The organism is Lelliottia sp. RD5, from assembly GCF_056032945.1.
Genome location: NZ_JBVYHQ010000001.1, coordinates 29,552 through 43,878, shown reverse-complemented (window position 1 = coordinate 43,878; position 14,327 = coordinate 29,552). Strand labels below are relative to the sequence as shown.

The window sequence follows — 14,327 nt, the reverse complement described above, 5'->3', positions numbered from 1 at the left end:
TTCCGGGGGATTTTTTATTTCTTCGGGTATAACTCTTTGCGTTTGTAAGGCTCTTTTTCGCCTGGCTTACGCGTTTTCAGAAGTTTGAGTATCCAGGTGTACTGCCCCAGATGCGGCCCCACCAGAATTTCGACCTCTTCATTCATGCGACGCGCAATCGTATGATCGTCTGCGGTGAGCAAATCATCCATCGGCGGGCGGACTTCAATGGTCAGTCGATGCGTTTTCCCATCGTAGACCGGGAAGAGAGGTATGACGCGGGCACCACACACTTTCATTAAGCGGCCTATCGCGGGCAGCGTGGCTTTATAGGTGGCAAAGAAATCAACAAATTCGCTGTGCTCAGCCCCATGATCCTGGTCCGGCAAATAGTAGCCCCAATATCCCTGACGAACAGATTTGATAAAGGGTTTAATCCCATCGTTACGCGCATGCAAACGCCCACCAAAGCGGCGGCGTACTGTATTCCACACGTAATCGAAAATCTTGTTGCCCTGGTTATGGAACATCGCCGCCATCTTCTGGCCCTGCGACGCCATTAGCATCGCGGGAATATCCACCGCCCAGCCGTGCGGCACCAGAAAAATCACCTTCTCATCGTTGCGACGCATCTCCTCGATGATTTCCAGCCCTTTCCAGTCGACGCGATTGATCACTTTTTCGGGCCCGCGTAACGCCAGTTCCCCCATCATCGCCATCGCCTGCGGCGCAGTGGTGAACATGACATCAATAATCGCTTCGCGTTCGGCGTCGGTTTTTTCCGGGAAACAGTAGTACAGGTTAATCTGTGCGCGGCGACGGGCGCTTTTTCCCAATCGACCGGCAAGCAAACCTATTTTACCCAGCACAGGATCGCGCACAGCGGCGGGAAGTAAGGCGATGCCAGCAAAGGCGTAGACACCAAGCCAGGCCCCCCAGTGGCGCGGATGGCGAAAGGATTTCTCAAACTCGGGAATGTATTCAATATTGTTTTTTTGGGTTTCCATTGCTGGTTCCAGGGTCTGGTGACGCACAAAATAATAATGAGGTAGTTTAGCGAGGGAGGCTCAAAGGCACAAAAGAAAAAGCCGGCGCATGTTCGCACCGGCTTTTCAAAACGCGATAAAACTAGTCGAAACGCAGTTGCGGCATCACTTCTTTCACCTGTGCCAGGTAATCGCTGCGATCTTTACCTGTCAGCCCTTCGGTACGCGGCAATTTAGCCGTCAACGGGTTAACCGCCTGCTGGTTAATCCACACTTCATAGTGCAGATGTGGCCCCGTTGAGCGTCCGGTATTGCCGGAAAGCGCAATGCGGTCGCCACGTTTCACCTTCTGACCCGGCTGAACCAGCAGTTTACGCAGGTGCATGTAGCGGGTGGTGTAGGTGCGACCGTGACGAACGGCAACGTAATACCCTGCCGCGCCGCTGCGTTTAGCAATCACTACTTCACCATCACCCACCGAGAGCACTGGCGTACCTTGCGGCATCGCGAAGTCAACACCACGGTGTGGCGCGACGCGTCCCGTCACCGGGTTCAGACGGCGTGGATTAAAGTTGGAGGAAATTCGGAATTGCTTCGACGTTGGGAAACGCAGGAATCCTTTAGCAAGTCCAGTCCCGTTACGGTCGTAGAACTTGCCGTCTTCTGCGCGAATCGCATAATAATCTTTACCCTCAGAGCGTAAACGCACGCCCATCAGTTGACTCTGCTCGCGCTTGCCGTCCAGCATTTCGCGGGACATCAAAATAGAAAACTCGTCGCCTTTTTTCAGTTTGCGGAAATCCATTTGCCACTGCATCGCTTTGATGACGGAGCTGATTTCACCGCTGGTTAAACCGGCGTCACGGGCGCTGGCCACAAAACTGCCGCCAACGGTGCCTTTCAACACGTTATTAACCCAGTCGCCCTGCTGCATTTCGCTGGTCATCTTGAAACCGTTTCCAGCACGATCGTAGGTACGGGTTTCGCGCCGGGAGACTTCCCAGGTCAGGCGCTGTAAATCGCCGTCGTTAGTCAGGGTCCAGGAGAGCTGCTGACCAATTTTTAGGTTGCGTAATTCTTTATCTGAGGCAGCAAGCTGGCTGATATCGCCCATCTCAATGCCGTACTGATTCAATACGCTGCTGAGTGTATCCCCTGTCGACACGACGTATTCATGGATACCGGCTTCATTTGCGGTTTTGTCATCCAGCTCATCCTGAGGGATCGCTTCATCTTCCTGCGGAGCCTGATCGATGGGCTCGCTGGCTTCAGGTAACAACGAGCGGATTTCACTCTTTTCCAGCTCGATGGTTTTAACGATAGGGGCTGAATGCGGGTGGTACACATAGGGCCGCCAGACGGCGACCGCTAAAGTGAGAACTGTAAGAGACCCCAGCATGACGCGGTGGGGTCTAGGCAGATTGTTAAATGCCAGGGCGACAGAGCGGGCTATCTGTTGCACGTATTCACTTCCTCGTTAATCTCCTTTCAGGCAGCTTGAATACTGGTTCGCCAATTGGCTGAGAAACTGCGAGTAGCTCGTTTTACTCAACGTAATATTGGTTCCAAGCGGGTCCAGGGTTCCCATGTGCACGGAAGTCCCCCGGGCCACGGCTTCAACGACCGCTGGCCTGAACTGTGGCTCAGCAAAAACGCATGTCGCTTTTTGCTCAACCAACTGTGTTCTTATTTCATGTAAACGCTGCGCACCAGGTTGAATTTCCGGGTTGACGGTGAAATGCCCCAGCGGGGTCAGACCGTAGTGTTTTTCATAGTAGCCATAAGCATCATGAAAAACGAAATACCCTTTTCCTTTCAACGGTGCGAGCTCGTTACCTACCTGCTTATCGGTTGCGGCTAATTTTGCCTCAAAATCTTTCAGGTTGGCGTCTAGTTTGGCTCGACTTTGCGGCATAAGTTCCACTAATTTATCGTGGATTGCAACCGCTGAGAGCCGCGCTATCTCTGGAGAAAGCCAAAGATGCATGTTGTACTCCCCATGATGGTGATGGTCGTCACCTTTTTCACCTTCACCATGGTTGTGCCCTTCATCATGATCGTCGTCATCTGCCCCTTTCATGAGCAGCGGTTTCACACCGGCAAGTTCAGCGATAGTGACCTTTTTCTGCTCAGGTGTCTGGCTCGCGGATTTCTGCATGAAGGCTTCCATCTCCGGACCAATCCACACCACTAAGTCCGCGTTCTGTAAGCGTTTTGCATCAGATGGACGCAGTGAATAGTCATGTTCTGAAGCACCGTCAGGCAGCAATACCTGCGTTTCAGTGACGCCATCGGCGATGGCAGAGGCGATAAATCCCAGCGGCTTAAGCGAAGCGACAACGGCGGCGTTAACATCTTGTGCTGCGCTACCCCAAAGGGCAGCGGATAATGCTGCGAAAAGAAGCGTATTTTTATGTAACATAATGCAACTTATGATCGTAATGAATGAGTTGGATGTGATATTATAACATTCGATGACTTCTGCAAGCTTAAATTGACATGATGAATTTAGTTTCTCTCGAAAATATCTCGGTCTCATTCGGTCAGCGCCGCGTCCTTTCTGACGTGTCCCTGAATCTGAAACCGGGCAAAATATTGACGTTACTCGGCCCCAATGGTGCAGGTAAATCGACGCTGGTTCGCGTAGTTCTTGGTCTGGTAGCACCTGATGCCGGTGTCATCAAGCGCGACGAAAAACTGCGAATTGGCTACGTCCCGCAAAAATTGCACCTGGACTCTACCCTGCCGCTGACCGTAAGTCGTTTTCTGCGGCTGCGTCCCGGTACCCGTAAAGCCGATATTCTCCCTGCGTTAAAGCGTGTGCAGGCGGGCCACCTGATTGAAGCCCCATTGCAGAAACTGTCGGGTGGCGAGACGCAGCGCGTATTGCTGGCGCGAGCGTTACTGAGCCGCCCCCAGCTTCTGGTGCTCGATGAACCGACTCAGGGCGTGGATGTTAACGGTCAGGTTGCACTGTACGACTTAATTGACCAACTCCGTCGCGAGCTGGATTGCGCCGTGCTGATGGTTTCGCACGATCTGCATTTGGTGATGGCGAAAACCGACGAAGTCCTGTGCCTGAATCATCACATCTGCTGTTCGGGTACACCTGAAGTCGTCTCCATGCATCCAGAATTCATTTCGATGTTTGGCTCTCGCGGTGCCGAACAGCTTGGGATTTATCGCCACAACCATAATCATCGCCATGATTTACAGGGACGGATTGTCCTGCGTCGGGGAAATGGACACTCATGATTGAACTGTTATTACCCGGCTGGCTTGCCGGGATTATGCTCGCCTGCGCGGCGGGTCCGCTGGGATCTTTTGTCGTCTGGCGTCGAATGTCCTACTTCGGCGATACGCTGGCACATGCTTCGCTGTTAGGCGTGGCATTTGGCTTACTGTTGGATGTGAATCCCTTCTATGCAGTCATTGCCGTCACGCTGATGCTGGCCGCCGGCCTGGTGTGGCTCGAAAAACGCCCTCATCTCGCCGTCGATACCCTGTTGGGCATCATGGCGCACAGCGCATTGTCTCTTGGCCTGGTGGTGGTGAGCCTGATGTCGAACATTCGCGTCGACTTGATGGCGTATCTGTTTGGCGATTTGCTGGCGGTGACGCCAGAAGATCTCATCTCTATCGCCATTGGCGTTGTGATTGTGCTGGGGATTTTGCTGTGGCAGTGGCGCAATTTGCTCGCCATGACCGTCAGTGAAGATTTAGCCTTTGTCGATGGCGTTAAGCTTCAGCGTGTGAAGCTGTTGCTGATGCTGGTGACCGCCCTGACGATTGGCGTCGCGATGAAATTTGTCGGTGCGCTTATCATCACATCGTTGCTGATTATTCCGGCGGCGACGGCGCGTCGTTTTGCTCGCACACCTGAGCAAATGGCGGGAGTCGCCGTGGTAATCGGCATGATTGCAGTCACGGGGGGCTTAACGTTCTCTGCTTTTTACGACACACCTGCAGGCCCGTCGGTCGTGCTCTGTGCCGCGCTGATGTTTATCTTCAGCATGATGAAAAAGCCCGCGAGTTGACGTGAGTACCCTCTCCCACCGGAGAGGGTAAAGCGCCTTAAGGCATTTCCGGAGGGGTGATGCCAAAGTGATTCCACGCACGCACCGTCGCCATACGTCCACGCGGGGTGCGCTGCAAAAATCCCTGCTGAATCAGATAGGGTTCCAGAACGTCCTCAATCGTTTCACGCTCTTCACCGATCGCCGCCGCAAGGTTATCCAGCCCGACCGGCCCGCCAAAGAATTTATCCAGAATCGCCAGCAGCAGCTTGCGGTCCATATAGTCAAAACCTTCGGCGTCAACGTTAAGCATATCCAGCGCCTGAGCTGCGACGTCCAGGGAGATCGTCCCGTCGTGTTTCACTTCGGCAAAATCGCGCACACGACGCAGCAGACGGTTGGCGATACGTGGCGTACCGCGTGAGCGTTTAGCCACTTCGAATGCGCCATCATCGCTGAGCTCCAGCCCCATAAATCGGGCGCTGCGGCCCACGATATATTGCAGATCGGGTACCTGATAAAATTCAAGACGTTGCACAATACCGAAACGATCGCGAAGCGGTGAGGTCAATGACCCTGCACGCGTCGTCGCGCCGATGAGGGTAAACGGCGGCAGGTCGATTTTGATGGAGCGCGCCGCAGGGCCTTCACCGATCATAATATCCAGCTGATAGTCTTCCATCGCCGGATACAGCACCTCTTCGACCACAGGCGAGAGGCGGTGGATTTCATCGATAAATAAAACGTCGTGCGGCTCGAGGTTGGTGAGCATCGCCGCCAGGTCCCCTGCCTTTTCCAACACCGGCCCTGACGTGGTACGCAAATTAACGCCCATCTCGTTAGCCACAATATTCGCTAACGTGGTTTTCCCCAGCCCCGGCGGACCAAAAATCAGCAGATGATCGAGCGCTTCACCGCGAAGCTTCGCCGCCTGGATAAAGATTTCCATTTGCGAGCGTACCTGCGGCTGACCAATGTACTCCTCCAGAAGCTTAGGGCGGATGGCACGATCCACCACATCTTCCGGCTGGTTGCTGGCTGCCGATATCAGGCGGTCTGCTTCAATCATCCTTTACCTCACAATGCAGCGCGGAGCGCTTCACGAATCAGGGTTTCACTATTAGCGTCGGGTTTAGCGATTTTACTCACCATACGGCTGGCTTCCTGAGGCTTATAGCCCAGCGCCACCAGCGCAGCCACCGCCTCTTGCTCAGCGTCATCTGACGTTGGGCCGTTCGGTGACGTCAATACCAGATCGGCGGCAGGCGTAAACAGATCGCCATGCAGACCCTTGAAGCGGTCTTTCATTTCGACAATCAGTCGCTCGGCGGTTTTTTTGCCAATGCCTGGCAATTTGATCAATGCGGCGGGATCTTCACGCTCAACGGCATTTACAAACTGGTGCGCAGACATGCCGGACAAAATCGCCAGCGCCAGCTTCGGCCCCACGCCGTTGGTTTTAATCAGCTCACGGAACAGCATGCGTTCCTGCTTATTGTTGAAACCATACAGCAGCTGCGCATCTTCACGCACCACAAATTGGGTGAAGATGATGGCTTCTTTGCCCGCGTCCGGAAGTTCATAGAAACAGGTCATCGGCATATGGACTTCGTACCCCACGCCTCCTGTTTCAAGCAGGACTAACGGGGGTTGTTTTTCAAGAATAATGCCTCTGAGTCTGCCAATCACATGACGCTCCTGCGTTAAGGGCTAAAGATTTACCGCCATCATAAAAAAAGGCTGGATGTTTATCCAGCCTGATTTGTGATTATCGTAACCGACCTCGCGCCAGACTGAGCCGAGACTCACTCATTTGCATGGAATTTTGGGTCACGTGACAGTGCGTTATCGCAATGGCCAGCGCATCCGCGGCATCCGCTTGCGGGTTCGCCGGGAGTTTAAGCAAGGTACGCACCATGTGCTGTACCTGACTTTTATCCGCACCGCCTGTCCCTACCACGGTCTGTTTGACCTGACGCGCGGCATATTCGAACACGGGTAAATCCTGGTTGACCGCCGCCACAATCGCGACGCCGCGCGCCTGGCCCAGTTTCAGCGCTGAATCGGCATTTTTCGCCATAAACACCTGCTCGATGGCGAAGAAGTCCGGCTGAAACTGGGTGATGATTTCCGACACGCCCGCGTAAATCAACTTAAGACGCGAGGGTAAATCATCCACTTTGGTGCGAATGCACCCGCTGCCAAGATAGGTTAACTGACGCCCGACCTGGCGGATAACGCCATAACCGGTGATGCGTGAGCCGGGGTCAATCCCGAGGATAATCGACATCACGCATCTCCTGTAAGGGGTTCAGAGGCTCTCATCAGAGAGTCGCTGCAACCTCATCAGAAATTTCACCGTTATGGTAAACTTCCTGCACGTCATCGCAGTCTTCGAGCATGTCGATCAGACGCAGCAGTTTTGGCGCGGTTTCCGCATCCATGTCCGCTTTGGTTGATGGAATCATGGACACTTCCGCGTTATCCGCTTTAAGACCCATAGCAGCCAGTGCGTCACGCACAGCGCCCATCTCTTCCCACGCGGTGTAGACATCAATCGCGCCGTCGTCAAAGGTCACAACATCTTCAGCACCAGCTTCCAGCGCCGCTTCCATAATCGCATCTTCATCGCCCGCATCGAAAGAGATCACCCCTTTCTTGCTAAACAGATAGGCCACGGAACCGTCAGTGCCCAGGTTACCACCGGTTTTGGTGAAGGCATGACGCACTTCAGCAACGGTACGGTTACGGTTGTCAGACAGACACTCGACCATAACCGCTGTACCGCCAGGACCGTAACCTTCATAAATGATGGTTTCCATGTTCGCGTCGTCATCACCGCCCACGCCACGCGCGATAGCGCGGTTCAGGGTGTCACGCGTCATGTTGTTCGCCAGCGCTTTGTCGATAGCCGCGCGCAGACGTGGGTTGGAACCCGCATCACCGCCACCCAGACGCGCTGCGGTCACCAGCTCACGAATGATCTTAGTGAAAATTTTACCGCGCTTGGCATCCTGTGCCGCTTTGCGGTGCTTTGTGTTGGCCCACTTACTATGACCTGCCATAAAAAGTTCTCCAAAATTATCCTTCGCCTTTCAGCTTCCAGATGCGTTGGCTGCGCCTGTTTAATCCCGTCACTTACCTAAGTAAGCGCCTGTCGATGAACGGCCTTGCCGCGTTGCTGGAAACTAAAATGCTCGGAAATTAATTAACATTAATTACAAATTCTTCAATCGCCTGCCGATTGCTCCACGACTTGGTGAGCGCTGCGGCATCTGTCGCATCAACCCAGCGGTAGGTTAAATGTTCTGTGAACACAATTTCCCGTTCGTGGGGCAGCGCAAGACAGAACCATGATTCCGTATTGCGCTTAATTCCCGGCGCATAGCGATGACGTAAATGGCTAAAAATTTCAAACTCCACCGTACGCTGGCAGTTCATCAAGGTCAGTTGCTCGTCGGCAACATCAATCAGGACCTCTTCCTTTACTTCGCGTGCGGCGGCTTGCAGCGCAGTTTCACCCTCTTCCAGACTGCCGGTTACCGACTGCCAGAAATCAGGATCGTCGCGCCGCTGCAACATCAGCACCCGTCTGGTGTCGGCTGCAAAAATGACGACTAACACCGAAACGGGACGCTTAAAGGCCATATCAGTTTTTCTCTTCCTTCTTCACCACGTCGATACCCAGCTCCGCTAAGGATGCCGGATTGGCGAAACTTGGCGCTTCGGTCATCAGACACGCGGCGGCAGTGGTTTTCGGGAAGGCGATAACGTCACGGATGTTATCAGTGCCGGTCAGCAGCATGGTCAAACGGTCCAGACCAAACGCCAGACCTGCGTGCGGCGGTGTACCGTACTTCAGCGCATCCAACAGGAAGCCAAACTTCTCACGCTGCTCTTGCTCATTGATGCCCAGGATGCCAAACACCGTCTGCTGCATGTCACCGCTGTGAATACGCACAGAACCGCCGCCGACTTCGTAGCCGTTAATAACCATGTCGTAGGCGTTAGCAATCGCGGTTTCTGGTGCTGCTTTCAGCTCATCAGCGTTCATGTCTTTTGCGGAAGTGAACGGGTGGTGCATTGCGGTCAAGCCGCCTTCACCGTCATCTTCAAACATTGGGAAGTCGATAACCCACAGCGGCGCCCATTTGGCTTCGTCGGTCAGGTTCAGGTCTTTACCCAATTTAAGACGCAGCGCACCGAGTGCATCGGCAACCACTTTTTTGTTGTCTGCGCCGAAGAAGATCATATCGCCGTCCTGCGCGTCAGTACGCTCAAGAATGGACTCAACGATTTCGGCGTTCAGGAATTTAGCAACCGGACTGGTGATCCCTTCGATGCCTTTCGCACGTTCGGTGACTTTAATATAAGCCAGCCCTTTCGCGCCGTAGATCTTCACGAAATTGCCGTACTCGTCAATTTGTTTACGGCTCAGGCTTGCACCGCCAGGAACGCGCAATGCAGCCACACGGCCTTTTGCATCGTTAGCCGGGCCGGAGAAGACCGCAAATTCAACCGCTTTCAGCAGGTCAGCGACGTCCACCAGCTCCATCGGGTTACGCAGATCCGGTTTATCAGAACCGTAACGACGTTCTGCTTCAGCAAAGGTCATGGCAGGGAAATCACCCAGATCCACACCTTTTACATCCAACCACAGGCTGCGAACCAGCGCCTCCATCAGCTCACGCACTTGTGGCGCGGTCATGAAGGAGGTTTCGACGTCGATCTGGGTAAATTCAGGCTGACGGTCTGCGCGCAAGTCTTCATCACGGAAGCATTTTACGATCTGGTAGTAGCGATCGAAGCCAGACATCATCAGCAGCTGTTTGAACAGCTGAGGAGACTGTGGCAACGCGTAGAATTTGCCTTTATGGACGCGTGAAGGAACCAGATAATCGCGCGCGCCTTCTGGCGTGGCTTTGGTCAGCATCGGGGTTTCGATATCCAGGAAACCGTGATCGTCCATAAAGCGGCGCACCAGGCTGGTGATTTTGGCGCGCGTTTTCAGGCGCTGAGCCATTTCCGGACGACGCAGATCCAGATAGCGGAATTTCAGACGCGCTTCTTCGGTATTGACGTGGTTGGAGTCAAGCGGCAGCGATTCTGAACGGTTAATAATGGTCAGATCGGACGCGAGCACTTCGATTTCGCCAGTCGCCATGTCCGCATTAATATTTTTTTCGTCACGCGCACGCACGGTGCCGGTAACCTGGATGCAGAACTCATTACGCAGTTCGGAGGCCAGTTTTAACGCCTCTGCACGATCCGGATCGAAGAACACCTGAACGATGCCTTCACGATCGCGTAAATCGATGAAGATTAGGCTACCAAGGTCACGACGACGGTTGACCCAACCACACAGGGTCACCTGCTGTCCGACGTGGGACTGACGTAACTGCCCGCAATATTCTGTACGCATGAGATATCCCTTAATTTAGCCGCAGGCTAAATGTCGCCTGTTTAACAGGCTACTATGTCGCAGCTTTCTGTATGTCACTAATGGGTGAAAAAAGGCGGCTATTATACTGGAAATTCCGCCGTACGATAAGAGAGAAGCGCGCCAGACGCGCGATTGCTGCACTCTTATTGCGCATTCTCACAAAAATTAACAAAATTATCCGATCTTCAACAGGCTTTCTCGTCGTAAGGTGTTACCAAAGCTAATTATTTGACTGGAGTTAACATGTTCACACTGGATGCCACAAAAACCGCGCTCGTCGTGATCGATTTACAGGAAGGCATTTTGCCCTTCGCAGGCGGCCCACATGCGGCGGCGGACGTCGTTAGCCGCAGTGCGCGACTCGCTGAGAAGTGCCGCGAAAACGGTTCACCGGTGGTGATGGTGCGTGTGGGCTGGTCTGCGGATTTTGCCGAAGCGCTGAAACAACCTGTCGACGCACAGACTCCAGGCCAGGCGCTGCCGGACAACTGGTGGGATTATCCGCTCGCCCTCAACAAGCAAGACAGTGATATCGAAGTGACTAAGCGCCAGTGGGGCGCGTTCTACGGCACCGATCTTGAACTGCAGCTGCGCCGTCGCGGGATCGACACCATTATTCTGTGCGGCATCGCCACGAACATCGGTGTGGAATCTACCGCACGAAACGCGTGGGAGATGGGCTTTAATCTGGTGATCGCCGAAGACGCCTGCAGCGCAGCCGCGACTGACCAGCATATGGGCAGCATGACCAATATCTTCCCGCGTATTGGTCGCGTGCGTACGACTGAAGAGATTTTAAGCGCGTTATGATTTATCTGGGTCTCCCACAATGGTCGCACCCCAAATGGGTGCGCCTTGGCATTACCAGTCTCGAAGAGTATGCCCGACACTTTAATTGCGTCGAGGGTAACACCACGCTGTACGCGCTTCCGAGAGCGGAGATTGTTGCGCGTTGGCGCGAGCAAACCACCGATGATTTTCGCTTTTGCTTTAAATTCCCGGCGACGATTTCTCACAACGCCGCGCTACGAAACTGCGGCGATCTTACGCAGGAATTTCTGGAACGCCTGTCACCGCTGGCAAACCGGATCGGACAGTACTGGCTGCAACTGCCCGCCACCTTTAGTCCGCGAGATTTACCCGCACTGTGGCACTTTCTCGATGCCCTGCCTCGCGACTTTCGCTATGGCGTTGAAGTTCGACACCCGGCGTTTTTCACGAAGGGCGAAGATGAAAAAGCGTTAAATCGTGGCTTACACGAACGCGGGGTGAATCGCGTGATCCTCGACAGTCGTCCGGTGCACAGCGCCATTCCTCATAATGAAGCCATTATTGAGGCCCAACGCAAAAAGCCGAAAGTGCCGGTTCACGCGATTGTCACAGGCGGCAACCCAATGGTCAGGTTTATCGGCAGCGATAACATGCAGCAAAATCGCGAACTGTTTGGCGTCTGGCTACAAACGTTACCGAAATGGGAACAGACCACGACACCGTATCTTTTCTTACATACACCGGACATTGCGCAGGCCCCTGAACTGGTCGATGCTCTTTGGCAAGCCTTGCAGGCCGCCGCGCCGTCGCTTGGCCCTGCCCCCGCTATCCCACAACAATCTTCTCTTTTCTGAAATCAGCCCCTATCATAGAAGTGCCATCTGCCAAAACAACAGGGAGTTTGTATGGTCAGCGCGCTGTACGCGGTGTTAGGTGCATTACTACTGATTAAATTTTCGTTCGATGTTGTGCGCCTGAGAATGCAATACCGTGTCTCTTACGGTGACGGTGGATTTTCGGAACTACAAAGCGCGATCCGCATTCACGGCAATGCCGTGGAATATATTCCGGTTGCATTAATTCTGCTGCTGCTCATGGAAATGGACGGCGCGGAAACCTGGATGGTTCACGTCTGCGGTCTGCTGCTGATCGCCGGACGCATCATGCATTACTACGGTTTTCACCACCGCTTATTCCGCTGGCGTCGTTCCGGCATGAGCGCAACCTGGTGCTCGCTGTTGCTGATGGTGCTGGCAAACCTGTGGTATATGCCGTGGGAGTTGGTTTTCTCGTTTCATTAGCGCACAATACGCCACTTTATTTTTCCCGGATTTTTACGTTATGACCGATCGCGACACGCTTTTTTCCGCGCCTATCGCCAGTCTGGGCGACTGGACCTTTGATGAACGGGTAGCCGAAGTCTTCCCGGATATGATCCAGCGCTCTGTTCCAGGTTACTCCAATATTATCTCTATGATCGGCATGCTGGCTGAGCGTTTCGTTCAGCCCGGCACGCAGGTCTATGACCTGGGCTGCTCGCTGGGCGCGGCAACGCTGTCCGTTCGTCGTAACGTGCATCATGAAGGCTGCAAAATTATTGCTGTCGACAACTCACCTGCCATGGTGGAGCGCTGCCGCCGTCACCTGGACGCGTACAAAGCCCCCACGCCGGTCGACGTGATCGAAGGGGATATCCGCACTGTCGAGATCACCAATGCTTCGATGGTCGTGCTGAATTTTACCCTGCAGTTTCTTGAACCTGACGATCGCCAGTTATTGCTGGACAAAATTTACCAGGGGCTTAATCCTGGCGGCGCGCTGGTCCTGTCTGAAAAATTCAGCTTTGAAGATGCCAGCGTGGGTGAACTGCTTTTCAACATGCACCATGATTTCAAGCGTGCCAACGGCTACAGCGAACTGGAAATCAGCCAGAAACGCAGCATGCTGGAAAACGTGATGTTGACCGACTCCGTCGAAGCCCACAAAGCGCGTTTACATAAAGCCGGATTTGAACACAGTGAACTCTGGTTCCAGTGCTTCAACTTTGGTTCTCTGGTGGCACTGAAAGGCGGTCAGGCATGATTGAGTTCAGCAATTTTTATCAGCTTATCGCTAAAAACCATCTCTCCCACTGGCTGGAAACCTTGCCCGCGCAGGTTGCCTCATGGCAGCGCGAACAACTGCACGGTCAGTTTAAGCAGTGGAGCAATGCCGTCGAGTTTTTACCGGAAATGACGCCGTATAAACTGGATCTGCTGCACAGCGTGACGGCTGAAAGCGAAGCGCCGCTGAGCGATGGGCAACTGCTGCGCCTCGATAAATTAATGCGCAATCTCATGCCCTGGCGCAAAGGACCGTTTTCACTTTACGGCCTGAATATTGACACCGAATGGCGTTCCGACTGGAAATGGGATCGCGTCCTGCCTCATCTGTCGGATCTGACCGGGCGTACGATTCTCGACGTGGGCTGCGGGAGTGGTTACCACATGTGGCGCATGATCGGCGCTGGCGCGCATCTGGCCGTCGGTATCGACCCGATGCAGCTGTTTCTGTGTCAGTTCGAAGCCGTGCGTAAGCTACTGGGCAACGATCAGCGCGCGCACCTGCTGCCGTTGGGCATAGAGCAGCTGCCTGCCCTGGCTGCCTTTGACACTGTCTTTTCGATGGGCGTGCTTTATCACCGCCGTTCGCCGCTCGAGCATTTATGGCAGCTGAAAGATCAGCTGGTCAGCGGTGGCGAACTGGTGCTGGAAACGCTGGTGATTGAAGGTGACGAAAATGCGGTGCTGGTGCCGGGCGACCGCTATGCGCAGATGCGCAATGTCTATTTCATTCCTTCCGCGCTGGCGTTGAAAAACTGGCTGGAGAAGTGTGGTTTTGTTGATGTGCGTATCGCCGATGTGTGTGTCACATCGACAGAAGAGCAGCGACGCACGGAATGGCTCACCACGGAATCACTGGCCGAGTTCCTCGATCCGAACGACAGTACAAAAACGATCGAAGGCTATCCTGCACCAATGCGCGCAGTGTTGATCGCCACGAAGCCGTAGAACCAGTATCGGTTGCAGGAAAAAACGATAAAAAAAGGCCCCTGTTGAAATTGCAGGGGCCTGGTACAAGCAAGCATCATAT

Annotated in this window: 16 protein-coding genes; 7 read left to right on the top strand and 9 right to left on the bottom strand. The window is 53.9% G+C overall.

All coding sequences use genetic code 11. The annotated features are described in order from the left end of the window. Positions 1 to 14: 14 nt before the first annotated feature. The 3 genes from lpxM to znuA form a co-directional block, all read right to left on the bottom strand. Positions 15 to 986 (bottom strand): lauroyl-Kdo(2)-lipid IV(A) myristoyltransferase, encoded by a 972-nt coding sequence (gene lpxM / locus AC0LWE_RS00200; RefSeq protein WP_131487906.1) that lies wholly within the window; start codon positions 984 to 986, stop codon positions 15 to 17. Positions 987 to 1,107: 121 nt separating this feature from the next. Next, entirely contained in the window at positions 1,108 to 2,427 is a 1,320-nt protein-coding gene (mepM, locus tag AC0LWE_RS00195; RefSeq protein ID WP_131487904.1) for a murein DD-endopeptidase MepM, read from the bottom strand. A gap of 15 nt (positions 2,428 to 2,442) precedes the next feature. Then, the gene (znuA, locus tag AC0LWE_RS00190; protein WP_219347644.1) at positions 2,443 to 3,387 is read right to left on the bottom strand and encodes a zinc ABC transporter substrate-binding protein ZnuA; all 945 of its coding nucleotides are present in this window, start codon (positions 3,385 to 3,387) and stop codon (positions 2,443 to 2,445) included. A 77-nt stretch (positions 3,388 to 3,464) separates the two neighbouring features. Here znuA and znuC point away from each other — a divergent pair, with 77 nt between their 5' ends. Then, positions 3,465 to 4,220: a zinc ABC transporter ATP-binding protein ZnuC gene (gene znuC, locus AC0LWE_RS00185; protein WP_059179710.1), complete on the top strand. Its 756-nt coding sequence runs from the start codon at positions 3,465 to 3,467 to the stop codon at positions 4,218 to 4,220. Continuing rightward, positions 4,217 to 5,002, top strand: a complete 786-nt coding sequence (znuB, locus tag AC0LWE_RS00180; RefSeq protein ID WP_059179709.1) for a zinc ABC transporter permease subunit ZnuB — start codon at positions 4,217 to 4,219, stop codon at positions 5,000 to 5,002. Before znuC ends, znuB begins: the two co-directional genes overlap by 4 nt. A gap of 37 nt (positions 5,003 to 5,039) precedes the next feature. Here the strand turns inward: znuB and ruvB are convergent, their stop codons facing one another. The 6 genes from ruvB to aspS form a co-directional block, all read right to left on the bottom strand. After that, positions 5,040 to 6,050 (bottom strand): Holliday junction branch migration DNA helicase RuvB, encoded by a 1,011-nt coding sequence (ruvB, locus tag AC0LWE_RS00175; RefSeq protein WP_059179708.1) that lies wholly within the window; start codon positions 6,048 to 6,050, stop codon positions 5,040 to 5,042. Between the two features lie 8 nt (positions 6,051 to 6,058). Next, entirely contained in the window at positions 6,059 to 6,670 is a 612-nt protein-coding gene (gene ruvA, locus AC0LWE_RS00170; RefSeq protein ID WP_015959432.1) for a Holliday junction branch migration protein RuvA, read from the bottom strand. A gap of 79 nt (positions 6,671 to 6,749) precedes the next feature. Next, a complete protein-coding gene (gene ruvC / locus AC0LWE_RS00165) occupies positions 6,750 to 7,271 on the bottom strand; it encodes a crossover junction endodeoxyribonuclease RuvC (RefSeq protein WP_059179706.1) in 522 nt (173 codons plus the stop codon). 34 nt (positions 7,272 to 7,305) lie between these two features. Next, on the bottom strand, positions 7,306 to 8,046 hold the full coding sequence (locus tag AC0LWE_RS00160; RefSeq protein WP_015959434.1) for a YebC/PmpR family DNA-binding transcriptional regulator: 741 nt from the start codon (positions 8,044 to 8,046) through the stop codon (positions 7,306 to 7,308). A gap of 139 nt (positions 8,047 to 8,185) precedes the next feature. Next, entirely contained in the window at positions 8,186 to 8,629 is a 444-nt protein-coding gene (gene nudB / locus AC0LWE_RS00155; protein ID WP_059179705.1) for a dihydroneopterin triphosphate diphosphatase, read from the bottom strand. A gap of 1 nt (position 8,630) precedes the next feature. Beyond that, the gene (gene aspS / locus AC0LWE_RS00150; RefSeq protein ID WP_219347643.1) at positions 8,631 to 10,403 is read right to left on the bottom strand and encodes an aspartate--tRNA ligase; all 1,773 of its coding nucleotides are present in this window, start codon (positions 10,401 to 10,403) and stop codon (positions 8,631 to 8,633) included. Positions 10,404 to 10,667: 264 nt separating this feature from the next. On the opposite strand from aspS, the gene AC0LWE_RS00145 reads away from it, so the two are divergent. From AC0LWE_RS00145 to cmoB, 5 genes are read left to right on the top strand one after another with little or no spacing between them, the layout of a single operon-like run. Further along, entirely contained in the window at positions 10,668 to 11,234 is a 567-nt protein-coding gene (locus tag AC0LWE_RS00145) for a hydrolase (protein ID WP_131487900.1), read from the top strand. Beyond that, entirely contained in the window at positions 11,231 to 12,049 is an 819-nt protein-coding gene (locus tag AC0LWE_RS00140; RefSeq protein ID WP_216981258.1) for a DUF72 domain-containing protein, read from the top strand. The genes AC0LWE_RS00145 and AC0LWE_RS00140 overlap by 4 nt, the downstream gene beginning before the upstream one ends. Positions 12,050 to 12,100: 51 nt before the next feature. Beyond that, positions 12,101 to 12,496, top strand: coding sequence for an MAPEG family protein (locus AC0LWE_RS00135; RefSeq protein ID WP_015959439.1), 396 nt, complete (start codon positions 12,101 to 12,103; stop codon positions 12,494 to 12,496). 40 nt (positions 12,497 to 12,536) lie between these two features. Beyond that, a complete protein-coding gene (cmoA, locus tag AC0LWE_RS00130; protein ID WP_059179700.1) occupies positions 12,537 to 13,277 on the top strand; it encodes a carboxy-S-adenosyl-L-methionine synthase CmoA in 741 nt (246 codons plus the stop codon). Continuing rightward, the gene (gene cmoB / locus AC0LWE_RS00125) at positions 13,274 to 14,245 is read left to right on the top strand and encodes a tRNA 5-methoxyuridine(34)/uridine 5-oxyacetic acid(34) synthase CmoB (RefSeq protein ID WP_202693044.1); all 972 of its coding nucleotides are present in this window, start codon (positions 13,274 to 13,276) and stop codon (positions 14,243 to 14,245) included. The genes cmoA and cmoB overlap by 4 nt, the downstream gene beginning before the upstream one ends. The last annotated feature ends 82 nt before the right edge of the window (positions 14,246 to 14,327 follow it).